The organism is Cyclobacterium sp. SYSU L10401 (assembly GCF_010993705.1).
In the GTDB taxonomy this organism is placed as follows: Bacteria; Bacteroidota; Bacteroidia; order Cytophagales; family Cyclobacteriaceae; genus Cyclobacterium.
On record NZ_WOFO01000002.1, the window covers coordinates 700,143 to 724,067 of the forward strand.

Consider the following 23,925-nt stretch of genomic DNA (forward strand, 5'->3'; position numbering starts at 1 on the left):
CATGAAAAACAGCAGCATAGTAATCCTGGTTCTAACCTTTCTTCTTATGGGTGTGGAAAGTCATGCACAGCTTTCGCCTTATCAATGGAGACTGGGATTGGGCATCGGGTATAGCCATTCCCTCATGCCGGACCAAATAAAAAAAATTTCCGGTATAACACAAATTTATGCCTTAAACCTTCCTTTACATCCGGAGAGAAACTGGACCCTAAGCCTGGAAAAGCGATTGAGCCCCGGACTGGGCCTGGCATTTCTGGGCGGAGAATCAACATTCAAAGGCAGCAGCAGTTTTAGCGGTACCGGACCTGATGGTACCGGACAAAGCCGGGATTATCAGGCATCGGTGGTAAACCTAGGTTCATCCCTGGTATTCAGAGCCGACAATGGAAAAATAATAAGGGAAAATGCGAAGCTGGCTCCATACCTGAGCCTGGGCGCAGGATGGCTGTACAGGAAGGGAGAAAGCCCCGAACCAAACACCCTCTCTTCCCTGCTTGAAATCAGCCCTAATGAAGCGGTCAATTTTTCAACCAACCAACTGTATTGGACAGGAGGAATAGGGATCAGACTAAAGGCCACCAACCAACTGGAATTATTCATCCAATCGGGCATGCAGGGAAACCTTCATTTATTTGAAAATGCAGATCCAGCATCGGACATTTTAAACCACAATGGTATTCCGGAAAACCCTGATGTCCCTCCTCTTGATTGGGTCTTCAATCACCGGATGGGATTGAAATTTAGCTTCATTCCGGCAAAAAAAGCCTACCGGGCCAATGTGATCAGCCCCTCCTCTACTCCTGCTCAAAGCAGGGAAGAAAAAAGGACGCCAAATCCGGACTCGAAAACTGATCAATCTACAGAAATCATTAATCGGGATACTTTGCTAATCAGCCAGGATTCCCCCTCCACCTCCTTTCCCAAACAGAACAGAGAAGGAGATGCGACCGCATCGGATCGGGAAGAACAGACAGTATCGGGGTATAATTACCCTGATCGGGAAAGTTCAGAACCAGGCCAATCGATGTTTTCTACTCCGCCTCCTGAAAATCAGTACAGGGTGATCTACAATAATCCCCCACCAACAACATACGACAGCTATACCGAAAGAGATCATCTGGGCTACCATCCGGAACAGATCCCTCAGACTTATAGGTCTACTCAAAAATCATCCCCGCCAAATATTAATAAAACGAGGTATTTGCCCATCCTGGCAGTTCCTGCTCTGGGCAGACCTGCTGCCTTACCCCTGCTTGCGGATAGCACAGGGCTAAGTACCAGCATGGCCTACACCTTTCCCAAAGTACAGGAAAGAAATTCATCCTACGGCCTGCGCCTGGATCCCCAGCGTGTAACCTCAAATTTTCGTCCAAACAGCCCATTATGGGATATAGCCGCCCCTGGCTTTACCGTTTTCTCAGTACAAGAAGATGAAGTGGCCCAGACGGTTTCGTATGAACTGCCTGTCAGCTATGCAGTGATTTATTTCGAAAAGGAGCAAAGTGGACTTTCGGAATCGGCCTTGGAAAAACTGGCATCTATTGCTGCCACCCTGCAAGAATATCCGGAAGCCACCGTTACGATAAAGGGATTTGCGGATCACACTGGTAGTATCGCCTACAATATGGCATTGATCGACAGGCGTTCTCAGGCTGTGGCGGAAGCCTTAAAAGAAAATTCAGGCATTTTGGCGGAAAAAATTCAGATCCAAGCGGGAGCCCTGCTGGTCAGAGGCAGCAACAAAAGCCCAAGAAAAGAAGATCGAATGGTAGAAATTCAAATCTTATTTTAACTTTGAAGAAAGAAAGAAATAAGATTCATGGATGAACAAGAAAAACGGAAGTTAGTGGTGCTGACCGGGGCTGGTATCTCGGCCGAAAGCGGCATTAAGACTTTTAGGGATGACGATGGTCTTTGGGAGGGACATGATGTAAGGGATGTAGCCACACCGGAAGGCTGGCAGAGAAACAGGGAGTTGGTACTGGATTTTTACAACCAAAGAAGAAAAGCCTGTTTGAAAGCCAAGCCCAACCAGGCCCACTTGAAACTGGCGGCATTTGAAAGCAGCTATGAGGTGACCATCATCACCCAAAACGTGGATGACCTGCATGAAAAAGCGGGCTCTTCTCAGATCATTCATCTTCATGGGGAATTGTGCAAATCCCAAAGCAGCATAGACCCGGAAATCACCTATCCCATAGAGGGGTGGGAATTAAAACTCGGAGATAAATGTGAAAAAGGATCTCAATTGAGGCCTTTTGTAGTTTGGTTTGGCGAACCCGTGCCCAAAATGACAGAAGCCGTTGCTGCGGTCCAACAGGCTGATGCCCTGGCTGTAATCGGAACCTCCATGCTCGTTTATCCTGCTGCCGGATTGATAGATTATGTGGCAGCTACTATCCCGAAATTCATCATTGATCCCAAAATACCCTCGCTGTACCCAATGGAAAACCTGTTTCCCATAGAAGAAAAAGCCGGTACAGGAGTGATTAAAATGGAAAATCTTTTGAAATCATGGGACTTCAAAAACTAATCCCATATTTTTTTTACTTTTGAGCTAAACCCAACACCTTGAAAACAGCAATAAAAACGAACAGTCAAACGAGTTTAGGAATAATCCTCGGTAAAAATATACTGAAATTAACCCTGGCGGGATTATTTATTGGTTTCCTTTATCCGCAAGATGACTGGGTGGCTCTTTTTTTGGCAGCCTACCTGGTCTACTCCCTGGTCAAAAAATGGAAAGCAACTGCTGAGGACAAGTACATTTACCTGATTGGAACGATTCTCAGTGGACTTTTAGGAGTTTGCTGCGAGCTATGGGGAATTTATTTTGGCTATTGGGAATACCATGATTTAGGTCCGGATAAATCATTCCCTTATTGGCTTCCTTTTGCCTGGGCACTGGCCTTTACCTTTATCTACCAAATTGAAAAAGACTTGTTTCGGGCAACAGGCACAGCAAACATTTCCGGAAAACTGATCCTTACCATTTTGGTCGCCATGATATTTCCAACCTATGGTGAAATCATCACCATCAACCTGGGGGTTTGGACTTATACCTGGCCGTATCAGATTTTGGGCGTACCACTCCTGGCTATCTTACTATTGATCATTTTTCATACAGGACTGAATTTTTTAATGGTTCTTTGCTGCAGGTATTTTGGATGGAAAAACGAAGTATTCAATCCCTCCTGAAACATCGTTCTCCCATCCCTAGATTTATCTCACCAAAGATTCCAGGGTGGCCAGATACACCCATTTCTGATCACGAGAATTAAGGCCTGCCTCCACTGCCTGCTGTTGCTCAGCGGTAATTTCCATGTCCTCAAACTCCATGGAATTAAAAAACTGCAGGTAATCCGAATAAACATTCATGGTCATGTGTGTGGACTTGGCTTCACTCCCGGTTGGTAAGGCAGTCCTTAGAAAGCACCAATTTTCCATCAGGTCGGCATTGATTTTTCTTTGATGGTGGGGCAAAAAAACTTCTTGTTCCGCTCTTTCGTATTCCTGAAATTTACCTTCTACCGCCTTCATCAGGTCAAAGGAAGCAAGTATACCAGGCTGGAAATCAAAACTATCGTCCGTTCTGGCCACCTCCACCATATAACTTCTAACTGCCAGATCCCGCATATCCATGGCATCACTGATTTTTTTTGTGGCTTCTGTAACACTCATTTCTGGAAAGGCCTTGATGGCATTATTGACCAGTTGATCCGTATCGTTCCCATTCATCATTTTTACGGGGTCGCTATAATAGGTTACGGTCACATACTGAAAATTTTCTCCCTCCAAATCTGATCCGGACTGCAGGGACCATAAATCCCAGCCATTGATATGCCCTTCTTCTTTGGATACTTTGTGAACCTGGGCCAGAAATTCCTTGTATTCCAGGTAATCCAACACCCGGTTGGGCTCGACCTTGATAAACTCAAGGACTACATATTGCTGTTCCTGTCCATATAAACTGAAACTTGTAAATAAGGCGATTAGCCATATGGTTAGCTGCTTTTTCATAACTTTGGTCATTTGGGTACATAGACAATATACAAAGTTTAAAACAAAAAATATACCGATGATCAGTTTTTTTAGCCAATTGGATGATTTTTATTGGAAAAATAAAACCCTGTACACTAGCTATATGTACAGGGTCAATTAAAATGATTTCGGTAAATTGTCAAACAGGCAGGACTTTTTTAAAATTTTTCACAAATATCCAAACATGCAAAAGCATAAAAACCTAGCGGCAACCAACCTGTAGGAAGGACAGCCCAGCCTATAAAATGAAGGTAATTTGTCATTTCTACATTTTGCTTATAATCTTTTCAATTTCACCGAGTTCGGCATTCGAAAATTCGAGCTTGTTCAAACTGTCTGCATTATCCTTGAGCTGTGAAGCCCTGCTAACCCCTACCAATACCGAAGTGATCCGCTTGTCTTTCAATAACCAGGCGATGGCCATTTGGGCCAGGCTTTGCCCCCGTTCCCTGGCTATTTCATTCAGCTTTTCTACCTTGGCCAACAATTCCGGCGTTATCTTTTCAGTATCCAGGTACCTGCCATCACGAACGGCTCTGGAATCTTCGGGAAAACCTTTCAGGTATTTATTAGTCAGTACACCCTGCTCCAATGGTGAAAAGGCAATCGCTCCGATTCCCTCCGATTCCAAAGTATCCAACAATCCATCCTCTACCCATCTGTCCATCATGCTGTAGCGAGGCTGGTGGATCAGACAGGGCGTTCCCATTTCTTTTAATAGCTGCGATGCTTTGGCGGTATCTGCTGCATTGTATTGGGAAATGCCTACATACAATGCCTTGCCCTGCCGAACCATCAGATCCAGGGCTCCCATGGTTTCTTCCAAAGGTGTCTTGGGGTCAGGCCGGTGGTGGTAAAAAATATCCACATAGTCCAATCCCATCCTTTTCAGGCTTTGATCCAGGCTGGCAATCAGGTATTTCTTAGAGCCAAAGTTGCCATAAGGCCCGGGCCACATATCCCAACCTGCTTTGGATGAAATGATCAATTCATCTCTCAGGGCTTTGAAATCCTTCTCAAAGATCCGCCCAAAATTCTCTTCGGCAGATCCATACGGAGGACCATAGTTGTTGGCCAGATCAAAGTGGGTAATCCCCAGGTCAAAGGCTGTTCTCAGGATATTGCGTCCATTCCTGAAATCATCACTGTGTCCAAAATTGTGCCACAGGCCTAAAGAAATCATGGGCAGGTCCAGACCACTTTTTCCGCATCTTCTGTATTTCATGGATGCATACCTGTCTGGCTCAGGCTGATAAGGTAACAATGGGTCCTGATCGTTTAATTTCATAGATTTTATTGGTTATTTTAAGTTAAAGGTACAATTTATTGCAGGTAATGGAAATTCAATCGGGGCCTAAATGAATAATATGCTCCGTTGAAAATCTGCTGATAAATGATTGGAGCAAAAGCCGCGTCTCGGCAACTCTTTTTACCGGCTTCAGGCATGCTACTACTTCCTGAACATGATCGAAATCAAGGGCCGTTTCAATATAGCCAAATGCCGCCAAAAAACCTTCTTCAAAAAGCAGGACTGCATCCTCCTCGGGCCGCCTTCCCTTATCTTTAATCAGAAACCGCTCCCCTTCTCCAAAACTATTTTCAAAAGCGCAATCTGCCCGTTGGTTATATACATCGAAGGATTCCATTCCGCAGCAGGCACCCTTGCATTTACCAAACTGAAAATCATAACAGGCCTCTGATGTTTTTTGAATGCCACTCAGTTTAGGGCAAAGATCAAACGATTCAATTTTATCTGACAGGTGCTTCCAGGCTTCCGCATGGTGACTAAAAGTCATCAGCGGTTTTACTCCCGGGAAAATTTTATTGATTTGAAACCTTGTATATCCTTCCTGGTCCAAGTAGGAATAAATCCCCCAGGAAACAGACCTGACTTTCAGGGAGCGGTTATACTTGGGCCAAAGTCTTTTGATTTCCATCGCTTCCAACAGTAAGGCCAGCAACTCACTACCGGTCAATTCATAACTCACATCAAAAATTTCAGACTTCAGGTTAATTTTGGATTTACCGGTAAAATGCCCCATAAACCTACTTTTTATGTTGAGGGCTTTTCCTACATAAATCACCTTGCCAATTTTATCATGAAAATAATAGACACCGGTCGCTTGAGGCAATTGTTCGAATTGTTCCTGGCTGATATTCGGCGGCAAGCTGAGCGACTTATTTCTTCCTTTGACCGATTGGCTGATTTCTTCCAGCTCATCTGCCTGAAGCAGCTGTCCGAAAAGTATGGCCGTTGCCCAGGCGTCGCCCAGAGCCCGGTGCCTGTCATTGACCTGTATGCCCCTTGATTCACACAGCCTGCCCAGGCTATAACTTTTCAAACCGGGGAAGATCTTTCTACTAAGCCTGACCGTACACAAGCGTTTAGGCTTGAACACCTTATTCACCTGCTCAAATTCCCTTTTGATAAAATTATAATCGAATGACACATTGTGTGCCACAAAGATTTTACCTTCCAGCAGTTCCAGCAATTCGTCTGCTACCTGGGCAAAAGTCGGCGCACCTTCCAGCATTCCGGAGTCAATACCCGTCAGCCCGGTGATAAAACCAGGCACAGAGCGGCAGGGGTCCAACAACCTTTCATAGTGTCCGGTTATTTTTTGCCCATCATGAAAAACCACAGCAATTTCAATGATTCTGTTGTTGGCAGAAAACCCACCGGTGGTTTCAATATCTACAATGGCATACATGATTAAGGCTTTAAATAAAGGCAATAGTTGGGAAAATCAAAATGGAATGTTTTAATTTCTTTCTTGAATTACTGCCTGCTAATGATTAATATTAAACTTTATTAGTTGGTTTATGATCATTAAAATCGGTCCTGTAGAGGGATTAGACCAACTTATTAATTTTAAAATCAATGAAAGAAAAAGCCGATACCTGGCAAATGGAGTTGACACAAACCAACTGGGAATTTGAAAAATTGCTCAGTTCGTTTGATTTAACCAGGTTGAACCAAAAACCAGATCCGAATCACTGGAGCCCCCTGGAAATCATCCATCACCTGGTTTTGGTCAATACCTCCTATTTCCCCATATTTGATCAGCTGATCGCAAAAACCCACAGGAGCCCCCTTATATCGAAAATCCCCTTCATTGGGCATCAGATGGGGAAACTGATATTGGCTGCCACCAAAAAACCAACGAAAACCAAAACATTTCCAACCTGGGAACCCTCAGGATCCAATTACAACAACGACTTATTGGTGGAGTTTTACAGGCAACAGGATGAACTCTCCGGATATATACAGCAACTGGATCCATTACTGGATCAAAACATCATGATCACTTCTCCTGCAAGCCGCTGGATTTTTTATACCCTGGATGATGCTTTTGAAATCATTCTAAACCATGAGAAAAGACACCTGAAGCAGCTCAAAACCCTCCTGAAATGAAATCCGAAAAAGAAAAAATGTTGGCAGGAGAATTATACCTTGCTTCCGATGAAACCTTATCCCGGGAGAGGCTACATGCCCGGCGACTACTGAAAGCATTGAATGACAGCTTCCCCGATGAATTACAGAAGAGGAATGAAGTCCTGGAAGAACTGCTCGGGAGTAAAGGCCAGGATTTTGGTCTGGAGCCACCCTTTTTCTGCGACTATGGGTACAACATCCATGTAGGGGACCAGGTTTTTTTCAATTTTAACTGTGTCATCCTGGACGTCACTCAGGTCACCATCGGTGACCGTTGCTTGTTTGGGCCAAATGTGCAGATTTATGCTGCCACCCATCCCGTCAATGCGAAGATCAGGGGCAGCCTGCTGGAATTTGGTAAACCTGTCACCATTGGATCCGATGTATGGGTCGGCGGCGGGGCGATCATTTGCCCTGGAGTGAGCATTGGCGATCGCAGCATCATTGCTGCAGGATCAGTGGTTACCAAAGATATTCCTTCAGATGTACTGGCGGGAGGAAATCCCGCCAGGGTCATCAAAAGCATAGAAGATGGTCCAAAATTGGCCTGATCAGTTGTTTTTTTCATGGTTTTCCCGGATTACCCGCCTCAGAATCTTACCCACGTTGGATTTGGGAAGCTCATCGACAAAATAAATTTCCTTGGGCACCTTATAGCTGGTGAGGTTTTCTCTGCTGAATTCAATCAATTCCGCTGCGGTCAGGGCATTGTCATTCTTTACCACATAGGCCACCACCTTTTCGGTAGATTTTTCATCCGGAATTCCGATTACACCTACCTCATTGACGGCATCATGAGCGGCCAGGGCATCTTCTACCTCGTTGGGGTACACATTGAAGCCAGAGACCAAAATCATTTCCTTTTTCCGGTCAACAATCTGTAAAAAGCCATCCTCATCCTGAACCGCTATGTCCCCGGTTTTAAACCATTCCCCATAAAAAGCATTTTCTGTATCTTCAGGTCGCTGCCAGTAGCCAGGCATGACCTGCGGACCTTTGACACACAATTCTCCCCTTTCACCCAAAGCCAATGATTTTCCTTCATCATCTACAATTTTGACTTCCGTATTGGGTAATGGTACGCCTATGGTACCTAACCTTTCTGTGCCATCTATTGGATTACAGGAGACCACAGGAGAAGTTTCTGTCAGGCCATAACCCTCCGCCAAGGGCGTACCGGTAACTTCTTTCCAGCGCCTGGCCACAGATTTTTGCACGGCCATCCCCCCTCCTACGGCGATCTTCAACGAGCCAAAATCAAGGTCCCGAAAAGCAGCCTGATTGAGCAATCCATTGAAAAGGGTATTCACTCCGGTAAATACACTGAAGCGGTGTTTTTTTAGCTCTTTGCAAAATCCTGGCATATCCCGGGGATTGGTGATCAACACATTGTGGGCACCAATCTTCATCATGGCCAGGCAATTGACCGTCAATGCAAAAATATGGTATAAAGGCAAGGCGGTAATAACGGTTTCCTCCCGCTCTTTGAGTTTGGGTTTCATCCAGGCAGAAATCTGCTGCATGTTGGCCACAATGTTCCCATGGCTCAGCATGGCTCCTTTGGACACCCCGGTCGTGCCTCCGGTATATTGCAAAAAGGCCAGATCTTCCGATTTTAAAGTTGGTTTTTCAAGGGTTTTATTTTCCCCTGCGGCCAGGGCTTTATTGAAGGTCCAGGCTCCGGGCAGGGAATAGGCAGGCACCATTTTCTTGATGTATTTAACCACCAGATTGACAATGGTCCCCTTTAAGCCCCCAAGGAGGTCACCAATTTCAGTAACCACAACATGTTTGATTCCCAATTCTTTATGAATTTTCTCCAGGTTGTGGGCAAAATTTGCCAGAATGATGACCGTCTTGACCCCCGCATCTGAAAATTGATGCTTCATTTCTGAGGCAGTATAGAGCGGATTGGTATTCACCACAATCAGCCCCGCCCTCAGGGCACCAAACATGGCCACCGGATATTGTAGCAGGTTGGGCATCTGAATCCCAATCCTATCTCCCTTTTCCATTTTAAGCTCCTGCTGCAAAAAAGAGGCAAAATGCCTGGATAATTTATCCAACTCATTGAATGAGATGGTCTTACCCATGCATTCATAAGCTACCGCATCCCCATATTTCTGGATGCTTTCTTCAAACAAATCTACCACGCAACTGAATTCATCGGGGTCTATGGTAGTGGGAACAGCTTTTGGGTAAAATTTAAACCATGGAAAGTCCTGCATATCTGATTTTTTGAGGTTATTGAAATGGGCAATGGTACTAAGATATCCAATGTAATGCTTTTTTTAAAATGATTATTCCAATAAGTTGATTTGATGCTTGATTTAAAGAAAATCTCTCTTTCAAAGCAGCTTTGTAGGAAGCCAAGCCAATTCTACTTTATTTTGTTGCCTGACGATAATCCGCACGCTTTCCGGTTCACTGGACCAATGCAGGTTCAATCCCAAACCCGGGAGCTCTGAATTCCGTTTACCTTCCGGATTTACAGCGGTTTTATGGTATCTATTTTCAACCTATAGACAGGAGTTATGTACAGGTTTCTGGCCGGAATAGTTACGGCAATTTTATTATTCTTAATGATCTTTTACTTTGTAAAGGAGAAGAATGAAAAGGAAGAATTACAGCTCAATACTGCTTTACTTGAGCAGGAAATCAAACAAGTAGGAAAGCTTATCGTAACTGAGGGTCATTTCTCGCAGATTTTAAGCTATCAAAATACCCGCAGAAATTACTTCGATATTTTCTCTGCCAATAAGAAAGCCCTGGTAATTGTCAATGCAAAGGTCACCATTGGTTATGACCTGCGCCAGATTCAAACGGAAATTGATCCTGAGCTTCGACAGGTCCGGATTACAAGTATACCTGAACCAGAAGTCAATATTTACCCCGACTTGCAGTACTACGATATCAGCCAGGATTATTTCAATAAGTTTGGTGCAGCGGATTACAACAAAATCAAGGAACGCATCAACAATATCCTGGAGGAAAAAATCAATCAATCTGACCTGAAATCCGACGCCAGGGAACGATTACTTACGGAGTTATCCAGAATTTATATCCTTACCAAAACCATGGGCTGGAGTTTGCATTTTGCAGAAACCACCATCAATTCTCCCGAGGAGCTGCGGGGTTTGGAATTTTGAAAGTTCATGGTACCGGAATACGCTACAATTCCAATTTGTTTACGAAAGCAGGATAGCAAATCCTGGTTATCTGTGTTAATCTGAGTAATCTGTGGTGCACTTTTTTAACCAACCTCAGCCTATCACTCCTCCATTCGCTTTACCGAAATACTCTCCCCCATAACGATACCTATGCCATTCGAGATATTGGAATAGACCTGCACCGGCTGGGCAAAAGGATCCCCATCGTTCCACCATTGCAGGCCGTAGGTAGAATGAAACAGGTAGTAATTCCTTGTCACCGCCTTCAGGGTAAATGACACTTCACCATCCATGTCTTCGGTGAAATAAGAGCCATCAATAAACAAATCGATTTTGGCCTCACTGCCATCAAATAATTTGTCATCAATCAACAACTCCCCATCCGTATTAAAATCCTTTTCATAACTGGGGTTTTTAGGCTCCAGATATAGGGGATAATTGTCTTCATAATATACCAAATTGCCGTCCTGATCCGTGTAAGTATACGTTCTGTAATATTGGGCTGAAATCTCATAATAGTTTTCCCCAGCAGGGTCATCAAAAGTCAACTGAATATCATCCCTTGATGACCAGGAATCCACCTGTACCTGACCTTGATATACGAGGTTTTTGATGGGAACCCTTATTGGAATAATCTCGGTGGCAGTGACCGGCTCATATCCCGCTACCAGCACTTCAATCTTGTATTCATTCCCCTCCACAATCATGTGGTCCAGGCTAATGTGCTCTCCGGTGGCTTCATCAAAACTGAGCGGATAAGTTTCTCCCTGGTGGATCAGCTTTACCTCAGCATCCCTAACGGGCTCAAACTCCCAATTGTTATCCAGAATATGCTTACTGTAGGTTACCCGCACTTTTGGAAAGGTATTGTGTGCAAGAATGGAATTGACCGTAACCTGGGGCTTCTCGAAAGGAATATCAATATCCACCGTGGTCTCACAGGAGGAATAGATAAAAAGAACCGCAAGGATCACCAGAAATCGGAAAATTTTAAATGTTTGTGGAACAGCCATACATTAGAATTTAAAACTATAGGAAAAGGAAGGGATAACGGGAAAAAGGCTGTATTGCATCACTTTCCGGTTGCCCTGATTGTCACTGCCCAGGTCCATAAAGAATGGATTCATGCGATTGTATACATTATAAATGCCCAGGGTCCATTTTCTTTCCCCCCAGCTTTTGGTTTTCCACCAGCTGAAACTCAAATCCAGCCGGTGGTAATCCCTGTTCCTGAAATTATTCCTGCTTTCGTAATATTCTACGTTGGGCCTGGAAAAACCTCCAAACCTGCTTACCTCCAATCCCTCGTAGCGCTGCGTAGGTAGAGAAACCGCATTGCCGGTACCATAGACCCAGGCCAGGGAAAAATCCTTATTGTCCCTCCACTCATGGGTGAGGGCAAAACTTACATCATGCCTGCGGTCATACTTGTAGGGAAACCATTCGCCAAAATTAACCTCATCAAATCTCCTCTCGGTATTGGAAAGGGTATATCCCAACCATCCGGAGACCTTTCCAACTTTTCGCTGAACCAGGAATTCGGCCCCATAGCTCCTGCCCTCACCTACAGCTACCTTGTCCTGCCAGTCCTCATCCAGGTTGAGGTAAGTGGCTCCATCCTTGTATTCAATCAATCCATCCATGGTTTTGTAGTAAGCTTCCAGCGTTATTTCAAAACCCTTGAAATTACGTACTCCTCCCAAAGCCACCTGCATGGCTTCCTGAGGTCCAATATTTGGGGTGGCCGGCACCCACAAGTCGGTGGGCAGACCCAATCCTGCATTGGTCAACAGGTGAATAAACTGGGTCATGGTTACAAAGGAAGCTTTCAGAGAGGTGCTTGAATTGACCAGGTACCTGGCTGCAATCCTTGGCTGCAGGCTGTTGTAATGTTGGTCTTCAGTAAGGAAACCGGAATAATGTAGTCCCAGGTTGGCTTTTAACCTGGAACTGAGATTGATATCATCTTCTGCATACAGGGCATATTCCAGAGAATTGAGTTCATCCGCACCCAATCTCAGGTCATTTTCTGCTTCGCTGCTTTTGCTGGCATATACCCCCGGAGAAAACTTATGGAAAATCACATTGGTACCAAACCGTATATAATGGTCCGGGTTGGGAATATAGTCGAAATCGGATTTGACCGCCCAATCCCGGATGCCTGAAAAATACTGCTCCGAGTAAACATTGGTTTCATTGACACCAGCTCCCGTGATTTTCTCCTCATAATTACTAAACAGGTCAAACTTGTAGCGGCTATGGGTGAAGGTATGGTTGCTGAACAATCGGCTGTTGATGACATTGTTCCAACGCAGAGCGGTGATGAAATTACCCCATTTCAGGCCGAACTCTTCATCGTAATCCGTCCTTTCATTGTTATTGACATAGAAGTCCTTGTATCTGGAATAAGCCTTGTCGTCTCCTGAATAAACACTCAGGTACAGCCTGTTTTTATCGTTGACCACATGGTTGATTTTGCCGTTCAGGTCATAAAAATAATAGCCTACATTCTCATCTCCTTGGGTGGCCGCCTTGATGATGGGTCTGGCCAGGATATCCAGATAGGTTCTCCTGGCTGAAAAGATAAAGGATGTCTGATCTTTTTTGATGGGTCCTTCCACAGTCACCTTGGAGGCAATCAAGCCAATAGAACCTTCTCCTTTAAATTCCTGCATGTTGCCTTCTTTCATGCTTACGTCAATCACAGAAGATAACCGGCCACCATATCTTGAAGGGAAGCCCCCTTTGATCAACTCCACATTATTGATGGCATCGGCATTGAAGATGGAGAAGAAGCCGAAAAGATGGGAAGCATTGTAAACCGGAACTCCGTCCAGCAGGATCAGGTTTTGGTCAGGTCCCCCTCCCCTGACATACAGGCCGCTTCCTCCCTCAGTACCCGATTGCACTCCGGGCAGCAACTGTAATACTTTAAATACATCCACCTCTCCCATCAGGGCCGGCAATTCCTTGATTTGCTTGATCGGAACGTTGATGGAACTCATCCGGCTCACTTCCTGGATCTGGTCCATTTCAGCTGCAGACACCACTACTTCCTCCAGGTTGCCATCAGGTATCAAACTCAGGTTGATCACCGTATCTTTGGATGCTTTTAACCTGACATGCCGGGTCTGAAAGCCAACAAAACTAAAAAACAGGTCAAGACTGTCACTGGAAGTGGTATAGCTGTAGAAACCAAACTGGTTGGCTACTGTACCTTTTTGCGAAATTTTATCATAAATATTCGCTCCTATCAGGTGCTCGCCCGTGCCCTGTTCTTTGATGGTGCCGCTAATGGTTATTTTTTGGGCTAGACCAGGTAGGTTTAAACCAAAAAAGAAAAGTATAAAAATAAAATTTTTCATTTGATCAACACCGTAAATTAACAAAACAATAACCTGAAAATTTTTGCAAATTTAATTGAATTAACTAAAATCAAATTAGTTTTTGAAAATAATTAATCCTTCATGACTTCCTCCAGCAGGACACATTCCTACGATGAGCTGCTAAATTAGCCATGGGTAAATCACCTATAAATAATTTTCTAAAGCACCTGAATTTACCCGTTTAGCCTCTATGTATTGGACGAAGGGAAACCCTATATTGCTACATGGCTTTCGATTTTTTTAGGAAAAGGAAATGGATACAGCATCACATTCCCGGGATACCCTGGATCCGATTTGTCTGCTTTCAATTGGTGCTAGTGAAACCTTTTTCTCAGAAAGACCAATGCCCCGAAACCCAACCCGGCGAGCAGCATCAACAGCAAACCCTGGAGCGGATTTCCCAATAAAAAACTACCGGTGCCAAACAAAAAGGCATAGACGCCTGTAATACCCGAAGCAAATGCCAATACCGCCGCCTGAAAATCAAAATAACCGGAAACAGCTGCACGTTCTCCCATTACCTTCATCCATCCGTAAACCCTTTTCCATCCCGGACCAGGGGCATTAGTTTTGCGGACAAAGGCCTTCAACACCCCTTTATCCGTAGCAGGTGTCAGAAATGATACCAGGATCCAACTGGCTGTGGTAATCAGGACACCGGTAATCAACTCTGCGGAATTGGACAATGGATCAAAAAAATGATCGTGAAGACAAGCAAAATACAGGGCTATCAAAAAGGAAACTGCCATCGCCACGATCTCACTCAGGGCATTGATCCGCCACCAATACCACCTCAAAATATAAATCAATCCCGTACCTGCTCCAATCTGCAACAAAATCCCAAAAGTCTGCAGGGCATTTTCCAACTGCAGGGCCACATAACCTCCCAATACCATGATCAGTACCGTAGAAAGCCGGCCTATGGCAATCAGGTGCTTTTGTGAAGCACCGGGACGAATAAATCTCAGGTAAAAATCATTGACCACATAGGAAGAACCCAGGTTCAGCATCGTGGACAGGGTGGACATGTAGGCCGCCACCAAAGAAGTCACCACCAGGCCCATAATCCCCACCGGCATAAAGGATAGCATGGCCGGATAAGCCATATCATCCTGAACAATCGAAGGGTCAACACCCGGGAAGGCCTGTTGCAGGGCCTGCAAATCAGGGAAAACAATGATACTGCACAAGGCCACAATGATCCAGGGCCAGGGACGGATGGCATAATGGACTATGGTAAAAAACATGACGGAAGAAAGGGCGTTTTTTTCGTCTTTTGCCGCCAACATCCGCTGAACAATAAAACCGCCCCCTCCAGGTTCAGAGCCGGGATACCATACCGACCACCATTGGATAAACAGCGGTATCAAAAACACGGTGAGGAATATCTCCGTATTGGAAAAATCGGGTATAAAATTCAGCTTCTCCACCAGCATTTCATGGTTTACCAAATTTTCCAAACCTCCTACTGCAGGATGATTTACGGCTATCCAGGCGGCGGCCGTGGCACCTGCCAGGGATAAAATAAACTGGATAAAATCCGTAAATACAACCCCCCTTAATCCTCCCAGGGAGCTATAGATCACCGTGACCAGGCCTGAAACCATCAGGGTGGCCATGGGACTGATTCCCAGCAAGACAGTCCCGATTTTGATAGCCGCCAGGGATACGCCTGAAATGATGACGATGTTAAAGAAAACACCCAGATAGATGGCCCGAAAGCCCCTGAGAAAGGAAGCTGCCTTGCCACTGTACCTCAATTCGTAAAATTCAATATCCGTCAGTACTCCGGATCTCTTCCAGAGTTTGGCAAAGAAAAACACCGTGAGCATGCCCGTCAGCAAAAAACTCCACCATACCCAGTTGCCTGAAATGCCATTTTTCCGGACGATATCGGTTACCAGGTTGGGTGTATCTGTGGAAAAGGTGGTGGCCACCATGGAAGTCCCCAAAACCCACCAGGGCAAGTTGCCTCCGGCCTTAAAAAACTCATTGATGTTTTTGGCTGACTTCCTGGAGCTATACAAGCCTATACCCAAAGAAAGGATGAAAAACAAAACCAAAATCAGCCAATCTACCCCTTGTAATAACATATCGGGAAGATAAGGGTTAATGGTTAAAAAATTATCAGGAGGGTAAATCTTTAACTTTAGCTGAAATATGGTCGGGTAATGGAGAAAAGTTTCGCCTCGTGATTTGCTTTCCCGAGGCTTTATCACTGGGTTATTCCCATTCAGCTCCATCAGTACTCCTTTACAGGGATCGCTGTCCCCGTTTTTCCTTAACCGTCCACCACTCCAGCGTTTGCGCTAAATGCAGCGTAAGGTGGTTTGATGGCTGCTCCGGCAAGCTGCCATCGGAAGGCCTATCCTTTGGATCTCCAAAGGTCTTCCATCCATTTCAAAGCATCCATTCCCTTGGGAATGATTCAAGCCACACGCAGTTTGAAGCTTGGAGGCGGTGGGCATATTCGGAGCCCTTTTCTTTCTGTCCTGACCGAGTATTATTAAGAGTGCTTAATAAAAACCCCGCTGGATCCAAGGTGATGTAATAGCGCATATTTGGTTTTCAAACTTCAATGGAAATTTTGACTTTTCCTCCCAATCCTTTTTCTACTATGTCGAAGAGTGTTTTAAGTGTCAGGTTACTTCCGTTATTTTCGACTCTTGAAATGTAGGTTCTTTTCTTGTCTACTAATTCCGCCAATTGCTCCTGAGTCAAATTCCTGTCCTCCCTGGCTTTCTTTAATAATACCCCGATCTTAAATGATTCAAAATCTCTTTCAAGTTCGTCTCTTCGTGATGTGCCTTTCATTCCATACACATCATCTTTTATGGTTTTTCAGCTTTTTGTATTCATTGCTTTTTTCTTTTCTTGTTTTCGGATTCTTTTTCGGCAAAGTATTGGTCCATCAACTTACTCGCCTTTTCAATTTCCTTTGGGGGTGTCTTTTGTGACTTTTTTTGAAAGCCATTTTTTTTTTAATGAATTTCAAATGTCTCCGTTGACAGTCATTGGCTCTAACTTGCGTATCTAACAACCAAAGGTATACCTGTCCACAATTAGTTTGCTGGATCTGTATACTTCCGGGGTATGTTATTGCAATTACCAGCTCCACCAAGCCCTACTCTTTTCATTCCGCTTTCAAATTAATCATTTCGGATAAGGAGACAAGCAGCATTTCAATATTTTTTGAATACCAGCGATCAAGCAAGTAGGCTATCCGGAATTCAACCTGCGGTTCATGCTAAAAACCGCATGAGCCATTACACCAAAACTACCGTAGCACACTCAAGCCCTGTAGAGGCAAAATATTTTCCCTCATTCTCTCAAAAAAATCCCTCCTCAAAATCACCCGCCAAATGATCATTGGTGCGCTTCATTTCTCTGAGGAGCTGATCCTTTAACCTAGCGGCAATCTCCTGGTAGGCCGGATCATCCATCAGGTTGTTAAGTCCATCAGGATCTTTAGCAAAATCATAGAGCTCTTCGGGAACGCGATAGTCATACATCTGCAGCCGCTCTGCTACTGCTGCATCTTCTGCCGCTGCTTCTTTCATGGCCGCATAGGTCCTTCCACTGGCAGCATCCCCCCGGATTTGGTGTTCCCCGTCACTCCAGAAATTGACGATATAGCCATAATCACCCTCCTGTACGCAGCGCATGGAATAATCTATTCCGGCAAAAATGCGGTGAAATTCGGTGAATACCCGGGTCCTGTTTTTTTGGGTTTTGCCCTTTAGTACCGGAAGAAAAGAAGTACCATCCATATCCGGGACCACCGGTAAGTGGAGGGCATGAAGGATGGTAGGCATAAAATCAATTCCTGAAATAAAATGGGTGCTATCCACTTTTCCTCCCGGGATTTCACCTGGCCAGCTGACGATCCATGGGGTCTTGTTGCTATTCAGGTAACAGTTTGACTTGGCAAAGGGCAAAGCCATGCCATTATCACTGATAAACATGACCATTGTATTTTCTGCCATGCCGGAATCGTCAAGGGCCTGCATCAGAGCACCAACGGTCTGGTCCAGGCGGTAAACCGAGGTATAATACTCCGCTATTTCACGCCTGATTTCAGGCAGGTCTGGCAGAAATTCCGGCACTGTAACCTCCTCCGGCTGGATGGTTCGGGTAACTACCGGCAAGTCATCTCCCCACAGCCTTTTTTCCTGCTCACTACCGGCAAACGGTCGGTGGGGGTCATGGCTATTGGCCATCAGAAAAAAGGGCTTGTCTTCTTTCCTCGACTTGTTGAAAAATGCCATGGCATGTTGGTAATACAAATCCGGGTCCCTGCCTATACCCAGGCCTGATGACAGGTCACCTTCGCGGACATAATAATCCCAGGAAAATTTTTCGGTAGGTTTCAGGTGTATTTCCTTTCCCAAAATCCCATTCAGGTATCCTGCTCTGGTAAGCTGCTCCTGCAGGGTAGGAACAGCCTCATCTATGGGATCGAAGGCCAGCGCACCATTGGTGTGGGGATACCTGCCTGTCATGATGGACTGACGGGAGGGTTGGCAAACAGCTATATTCACGAATGCATTGGTAAAACGCATGCCTTCTCCAGCCAGCTTGTCCAGATTTGGAGTAATATCAGACACCGTACAACCATAAACACCAACAGAATTGTAATTCAGGTCGTCAGCGGTGATCAATAAAACATTGGTGGGATGGTAATCCGTTTGCTTTTTTTCAACCGGGTCACCGCAGGAAAAAATCACCCAAATGAGTAATAACAAAAGGGGATAACTGGTACTGGTTTTTTTATACATCCTTATTTTTTGATTTACTGATGAAAACTTTTTTTCTTGGGAAATTTCAAGATATCATTTTTACACCTGATTTCCAGTCTTGTTTCTCCCGGGTCAGGAAAATGCTTAGCTGGAAATGCGTATGGTATAGGTTCCTGCTTCCAGTTTAAAATTTCCGGATGCCAGGCCATTGATATTTTCAGGATTAAAGCCTTGCTCCATTCTCTCCAGGAGCAATTTCTGGTCAGGCTCAACCTCCAGAGAAACCCGGGCGCTACTACCAGTGGGGATCTTCAGTTCATAGGTAACCTCTCCCGATGACCCTTTCTTCCAATTGGAGACGATTTCCCCATAAGGGGAATGGTATTCGGTAGCTATGGACTCCAATTTATCCGGTACCCGGGGTGCCAGTACAAATTCCCGAAACCCCGGATAATCCGGATCAGGACGAATCCCACCCAGCCAACGGAAATACCACTCGGTCACCGAACCAAACATGGGATGGCAATTGGTGAAAGTGTTATCACTTTCCTTCCAGGTTTCCCAAATGGTTGTGGCCCCCCTTTCTATCATATGACCCCAACCCGGATATTGGGTACTGTTTACGATAGCATATACCTCATTGATAGAAGCATGCTCAGAGAGGGTTTCCAGAACGTATTTGGTCCCAAAAATACCGGTATTGAAATGTCCCGAAGGTCCGTTTTGAACTGCCTGTACCAGAGAGTCTCGGGCTGCATCCAGATCCTGTTCGGGAATGATATCATGGTACAGCAAGGTGGAAAACAAGGTTTGCTTGTTTATTTCTTCTACCACCGGCTGCTCCCAAAAGGTCGCCTTGATCTGATTTTTCAGATTTTCTGCCAATGCTCCGAAATGCTCCTCATTTTGCTTATCCCCCATCTTTGCGGCAAATGTTTTCATGATACGGGCACATTGCAGGTAATGGGCGGTACCTGTCAGTTGTACCGGCACGGGCTCCAGGGATTCATGGTCGCTCAAACCGGCGTCGACCAGCCCTTCCGGATGGATTCTGCCTGCTTTTTCCATCCATTGAAGGTTTAGCTCATAAAGTTCCTCCACCAGATCGGTATCGTTGTAATAGAGGTAGAGGTAATACTGGGTGATCAGGAAAGCAGATTCCCAGCTGATCCCACAATATTTAATCCCGGCATAGGGAGCCGTATCCACAAAAGTCGAATCATTCATGGCATCCACCCAGTCGTAAACTGTCTTTCGATAAAAGTCCTTCATATCAAAATTGTAAATAAAGGATTCACTGGTAGCATTGAGGTCCCCTCCATATCCAAACTTTTCCCTCACGGCACAATCAGACTGAACACTGATCAGGTTGGATAAAAAGGTCCTTTCGGTCGCCTCTTGAATATCATTGAGCAAGGCATTGGAACTGGTAAACTGATTTTCCCGGTCTACCTGCGTGTGGAAATACAGCCCGGTGATGTCTGAAAGCCGGGGTGGTTCCTTTAGTCCTTTGATTTCCATGTACCGGAAGGTATGGTACGTAAAGTCAGGACTAAACCAGGCAGGGGTATCCCCCAGTATGAAACTGCTCGTCTGCCAGGCCACTTCAGGGGCACCGGGACCACCTATTCCTTCCCTTTTTATCTGACCTACCACAGTGGTCATGGGATTGAGCGAGCCGTCTTCATATACCCTTTCTCCAAACCTCAGGCTTACGGTATCCCCCGGGTTCCCGGATAGTTTTATCCGGTAAGTTCCGGTGAAGTTCACCCCCATATCCACCATATAAACTCCTTCTTCCTGGGTATAAATCGAGTCAGGGCTAATCTCCTCCCTTACCTGAACCGGAGGGAAAAAGGCAGCTTGCAGCCTGCCACCGGGTCCCTTGCCTGTCTGTGCTGCCTGCCAGGCCTCATCATCAAAGCCGGGAGTATCCCATCCGTCTATTTCCTGTCGTTGGTCATAAGCTACCCCGATGTACACACTGTTTTTGAGCAGCGGGCCGTAGTTATATTTCCAGGAATCATCGGAATGAATTTCTTTGCGGGTACCATCCTGATAAAAAATAAGTAGCCTTGCAATAAAGGTAGGCTTACCTACCTGTAAATCTTCTCTGGGATTTCTTCTGCCCCATTTTCTCAGTGGAAGGGGATTGTAGAAGCCGTTTCCCAGGCTTACACCCAGGCAATTGTCTCCTTCTTTAATCTGGGAGGTTAAATCGTATTCCGTGAAGTAAATCCGCTTGCTGTAGTCCGTCCAGGCGGGATCCAGTATATTTTTCCCGATGGGCTGTCCATTGATACTCGCCTTGTAGTAGCCGGCTGATGTAATGAAGAGCTTTGCGCTGTCAATATGATCGGTCAGGTTAAACTCCTTTCTGAAAAGTGGGGCCGGGCGAGTTAAATAAAAAAGGGAATCACTTTCAGGAAGCTGTTCTGCCACCTGTATCCATTCGGCCTCCGTATCCTCGCAAAGTCCACAATCCGGCCGGTTTTTAGGGGACTCCCGGCAGGATACGGTAAGCAATACCAGAAATGACCAGCACAGGCCAATTGTTTTATTTACCATTAATTGTAACGCTTTCATTGGTCTATTTTTATTATTATTCAAAATTCCCGCTCCTACTTATGATTTATTCTGCCTAAACACGTTTTTATCATTTATTAGTCCCTTAACCAGTTTTCCGGAAAATAAAGCGTCTGGATCCGTTTAATCTGCTCAATAGATTGTGCCGCGTATGCTTCATCCCAATCTGAATAGATAAATGCCATGTCCCGCTCCAGATCATGACCATCCGCTGAAGGATGTCCTTCTTTCGGAAACATCAATTTCGCATGTACCTGTGCCTGTGCCAGTGTCTTGGGAAGGATGGATTTATAATGCTCCAGTGTTGCAAAAATTTCCCTGGATGGGTTTAATCCGGCTGCTTCAAGGCTGTCAGCCAAGGTGTTGTCATTTTCCGGGGGCCTACCCCAAAAGTGCAGCAGTGGGCGGAGATCGGCACCTGCCGAAACAGACATCCGCAAAATTCTTTCATCGGTAGGATGGTGCGTTTTTTTAATGACAATTCCCCGGTTATAATCCTCATTCACTTTTTTAAACATATCCCCCAGGGCATCCCATCCAAATAGGCGAACCACCTGCACATATTTGCCATGCCCCCGGTGCTGGTAGGACATGCGGTCCCTGTTCAAGGGCTGATTGTTTCTGAAGGGTTCCGTTACCATTAAATTGATAGCAGCCATGTCCAGGTCTACATCCAGGCGATTACTTATCGACCAACCGAAAGCAGAATCCAGCTCCAATCCAAATCCATGATTGGCAACTGCTACATGCAATAGGTTGACAATAGATTCTGTTTCATTTTCAAAAAACGAGGGAACGTGTGAGTGTCCCATTTCATGGAAAATGACCCATGGCTGCTTTACAGGTGATTGGAGCATTACCTGAGTTCCCTTACCATTTGTTTCTGCTGTCGGGTCATAGGTGACATTGATCTCCGGGTAACCCGGCGCATGCACCCCTGCACGCATGATTGCATCTACCTGACGGAACATGAAATGCGTTCCCTGCAACCTGGGCTTGCCTAGCAGATCGCTGACGGCATCCATGGCCCTGTCATAGTCGTTGAGCATGGTTTCGGGATCATCAAAATCATAAATCCAGCTGGAAGGCACCTGCATGAGAAATTTGTCTGATTCAAAATCGGCCCAGGCTCCGGGATGGTGGCGTTCGGTTTCTTTCCAGTCTTCAAGGCTTGTTTGGTTATAATCCCTTGTAGAAAAATAAGGAGACCGCACAGCTCCGGTGATTTCCAATTCGATGATGCCATCCTCTTTTCCTTCCGGGACTTCAAAATAGATGTTCCCGCCAAGGGGAGAACCCACCGTGATGTTTTCGTCTACCACAGGATAGATGATGGTTGCCCTGTCAAGTCTTGCCATTCTATTGCGGTACCGCAAATCCCAGAAATGTGTTCCAACCCGGATGGTATACCCCTTGTTTACGACTGCCGGAGGTACTTTAATTTTAACAATCGTGCCTGGTGCTACGTAGGTTCCTGTAGGCCGGCGGGAATAGGCATCCTGGTGAAAGTAAATGGGCGTTCCCCAGTTTGGTTTCTGTGATGCTTTTACCTTAACCCGGTAAACATTATCCGGATCCTTTGGAGGATTAACTTCTCCTGGAAAATAAGCCGCCGACTTGAACCTGGCTCCATGATAAACCTGCGGAAATTCTTCCAGCTTTGCAGCACTGTAACTGCGGGTAATGGCATCCATGATATAAAAAAGTGTGTAATGAATCTCCATACCGGGCTGTACCTCCCTGGGTAACATTATTTTTTTTCCTTGGATATCGAATAAGGGTCTGGCCGTCTCCTCGTAGGTACTTACCAGGTCAAAAGCCTGCTCAATGATTTCCTTTTTGATGCCAATCGCTGAAATATTGGCTTGAATAATGGAGTCCTGTAGGGTAATCTCTTCTGGCCTAAGTACTGATTCCCCTGTCAAATGCTTCTTAAGTTTTGAAAAAGCCAGTTTAAGACTAGCGGAAGGGGTCTCCACATCCATTTTACTGATCGTTTGATACCATGCTTCTTCCACTTGTGCCGAACTCGGACCTCCAAAAAACTGTCCCCGTGAAAAAACCATCGGCCCAACCTGATTAAACAGGTATTTGTAATTCCCATCGCTGCCAAAAGCAACATTGGTTGGCTCCACAAAATACTGTTCCGGTTCACATTCCAGGTAGCCGGCTGGTCCCTGAGCCAATGTACTTATGGCGATTGAAAAAATCGGAAGAAATAGTAACATGCCCTTTAGGGATCGTTGAGGTATAAGTAACTTAAATTTCATCTGTTTATAATTGTCTCTAAATGGTCAGATGCCTGTCCCGATCCTTAATCGGGAGAATCTCGCATGTTTGATAGTCATCTCTCCGTGTGTCGCTAGCGACATGCTCGATTTCATGTGTTTATAATTGTCTTTAAATGGTCAGAACTTGTCCCGATTTATCGGGGTGGAATCTTCGCATGATTTATAATCATCCCTTTGTGTGACGATTGCGTCATGCTCGATTTCATGTGATTACTATTTGCTTTTCAAGGACCATAACTCTTCTCTACTGAAAGTTCCCGACCTTCGAGGGCATCC

General features: G+C 45.3%; 17 protein-coding genes. 6 read left to right on the plus strand and 11 right to left on the minus strand.

The features are described from left to right. The first annotated feature begins 1 nt into the window (after position 1). From GL182_RS07780 to GL182_RS07790, 3 genes are read left to right on the plus strand one after another with little or no spacing between them, the layout of a single operon-like run. The gene (locus GL182_RS07780) at positions 2-1,792 is read left to right on the plus strand and encodes an OmpA family protein (protein ID WP_163379068.1); all 1,791 of its coding nucleotides are present in this window, start codon (positions 2-4) and stop codon (positions 1,790-1,792) included. 27 nt (positions 1,793-1,819) lie between these two features. Beyond that, the gene (locus GL182_RS07785) at positions 1,820-2,533 is read left to right on the plus strand and encodes a Sir2 family NAD-dependent protein deacetylase (RefSeq protein WP_163379069.1); all 714 of its coding nucleotides are present in this window, start codon (positions 1,820-1,822) and stop codon (positions 2,531-2,533) included. Between the two features lie 38 nt (positions 2,534-2,571). After that, on the plus strand, positions 2,572-3,198 hold the full coding sequence (locus GL182_RS07790) for a hypothetical protein (RefSeq protein WP_163379070.1): 627 nt from the start codon (positions 2,572-2,574) through the stop codon (positions 3,196-3,198). 24 nt (positions 3,199-3,222) lie between these two features. Here GL182_RS07790 and GL182_RS07795 read toward each other — a convergent pair whose 3' ends face one another. The 3 genes from GL182_RS07795 to GL182_RS07805 all read right to left on the minus strand — a co-directional run bounded on the left by GL182_RS07795 (position 3,223) and on the right by GL182_RS07805 (position 6,752). Beyond that, a complete protein-coding gene (locus tag GL182_RS07795; RefSeq protein WP_163379071.1) occupies positions 3,223-4,020 on the minus strand; it encodes a hypothetical protein in 798 nt (265 codons plus the stop codon). A gap of 286 nt (positions 4,021-4,306) precedes the next feature. Beyond that, positions 4,307-5,329 carry an L-glyceraldehyde 3-phosphate reductase gene (gene mgrA / locus GL182_RS07800; RefSeq protein WP_163379072.1) on the minus strand — a complete coding sequence of 341 codons (1,023 nt, stop codon included), beginning with the start codon at positions 5,327-5,329 and terminating at the stop codon, positions 4,307-4,309. A gap of 55 nt (positions 5,330-5,384) precedes the next feature. Continuing rightward, positions 5,385-6,752, minus strand: coding sequence for an exonuclease domain-containing protein (locus GL182_RS07805; protein ID WP_205603601.1), 1,368 nt, complete (start codon positions 6,750-6,752; stop codon positions 5,385-5,387). Between the two features lie 170 nt (positions 6,753-6,922). Here GL182_RS07805 and GL182_RS07810 point away from each other — a divergent pair, with 170 nt between their 5' ends. Together GL182_RS07810 and GL182_RS07815 are read left to right on the plus strand one after the other, a co-directional pair. Continuing rightward, the gene (locus GL182_RS07810; RefSeq protein ID WP_163379073.1) at positions 6,923-7,456 is read left to right on the plus strand and encodes a DinB family protein; all 534 of its coding nucleotides are present in this window, start codon (positions 6,923-6,925) and stop codon (positions 7,454-7,456) included. Continuing rightward, positions 7,453-8,028: a sugar O-acetyltransferase gene (locus tag GL182_RS07815; protein WP_163379074.1), complete on the plus strand. Its 576-nt coding sequence runs from the start codon at positions 7,453-7,455 to the stop codon at positions 8,026-8,028. Before GL182_RS07810 ends, GL182_RS07815 begins: the two co-directional genes overlap by 4 nt. On the opposite strand, the gene GL182_RS07820 is transcribed toward GL182_RS07815, so the two are convergent. After that, the gene (locus tag GL182_RS07820; RefSeq protein WP_163379075.1) at positions 8,029-9,705 is read right to left on the minus strand and encodes an AMP-binding protein; all 1,677 of its coding nucleotides are present in this window, start codon (positions 9,703-9,705) and stop codon (positions 8,029-8,031) included. It abuts the gene before it with no gap. 354 nt (positions 9,706-10,059) lie between these two features. Here GL182_RS07820 and GL182_RS07825 point away from each other — a divergent pair, with 354 nt between their 5' ends. Further along, positions 10,060-10,626, plus strand: coding sequence for a DUF4230 domain-containing protein (locus GL182_RS07825; RefSeq protein ID WP_240469731.1), 567 nt, complete (start codon positions 10,060-10,062; stop codon positions 10,624-10,626). Positions 10,627-10,748: 122 nt separating this feature from the next. Here GL182_RS07825 and GL182_RS07830 read toward each other — a convergent pair whose 3' ends face one another. The 7 genes from GL182_RS07830 to GL182_RS07860 form a co-directional block, all read right to left on the minus strand. Next, on the minus strand, positions 10,749-11,660 hold the full coding sequence (locus GL182_RS07830; RefSeq protein WP_163379077.1) for a DUF4249 domain-containing protein: 912 nt from the start codon (positions 11,658-11,660) through the stop codon (positions 10,749-10,751). A gap of 3 nt (positions 11,661-11,663) precedes the next feature. Continuing rightward, complete coding sequence (locus tag GL182_RS07835) at positions 11,664-14,012, minus strand: TonB-dependent receptor (protein WP_163379078.1); 2,349 nt, start codon at positions 14,010-14,012, stop codon at positions 11,664-11,666. A 335-nt stretch (positions 14,013-14,347) separates the two neighbouring features. Then, positions 14,348-16,126, minus strand: a complete 1,779-nt coding sequence (locus GL182_RS07840) for a sodium:solute symporter family protein (protein WP_163379079.1) — start codon at positions 16,124-16,126, stop codon at positions 14,348-14,350. A 475-nt stretch (positions 16,127-16,601) separates the two neighbouring features. Next, the gene (locus tag GL182_RS07845) at positions 16,602-16,847 is read right to left on the minus strand and encodes a helix-turn-helix domain-containing protein (protein ID WP_163379080.1); all 246 of its coding nucleotides are present in this window, start codon (positions 16,845-16,847) and stop codon (positions 16,602-16,604) included. A gap of 515 nt (positions 16,848-17,362) precedes the next feature. Next, complete coding sequence (locus GL182_RS07850; protein WP_163379081.1) at positions 17,363-18,811, minus strand: sulfatase; 1,449 nt, start codon at positions 18,809-18,811, stop codon at positions 17,363-17,365. Positions 18,812-18,916: 105 nt separating this feature from the next. Further along, positions 18,917-21,358, minus strand: coding sequence for a family 78 glycoside hydrolase catalytic domain (locus tag GL182_RS07855; RefSeq protein WP_240469732.1), 2,442 nt, complete (start codon positions 21,356-21,358; stop codon positions 18,917-18,919). A 77-nt stretch (positions 21,359-21,435) separates the two neighbouring features. Further along, complete coding sequence (locus GL182_RS07860; RefSeq protein ID WP_163379082.1) at positions 21,436-23,628, minus strand: M60 family metallopeptidase; 2,193 nt, start codon at positions 23,626-23,628, stop codon at positions 21,436-21,438. Positions 23,629-23,925: the final 297 nt, after the last annotated feature.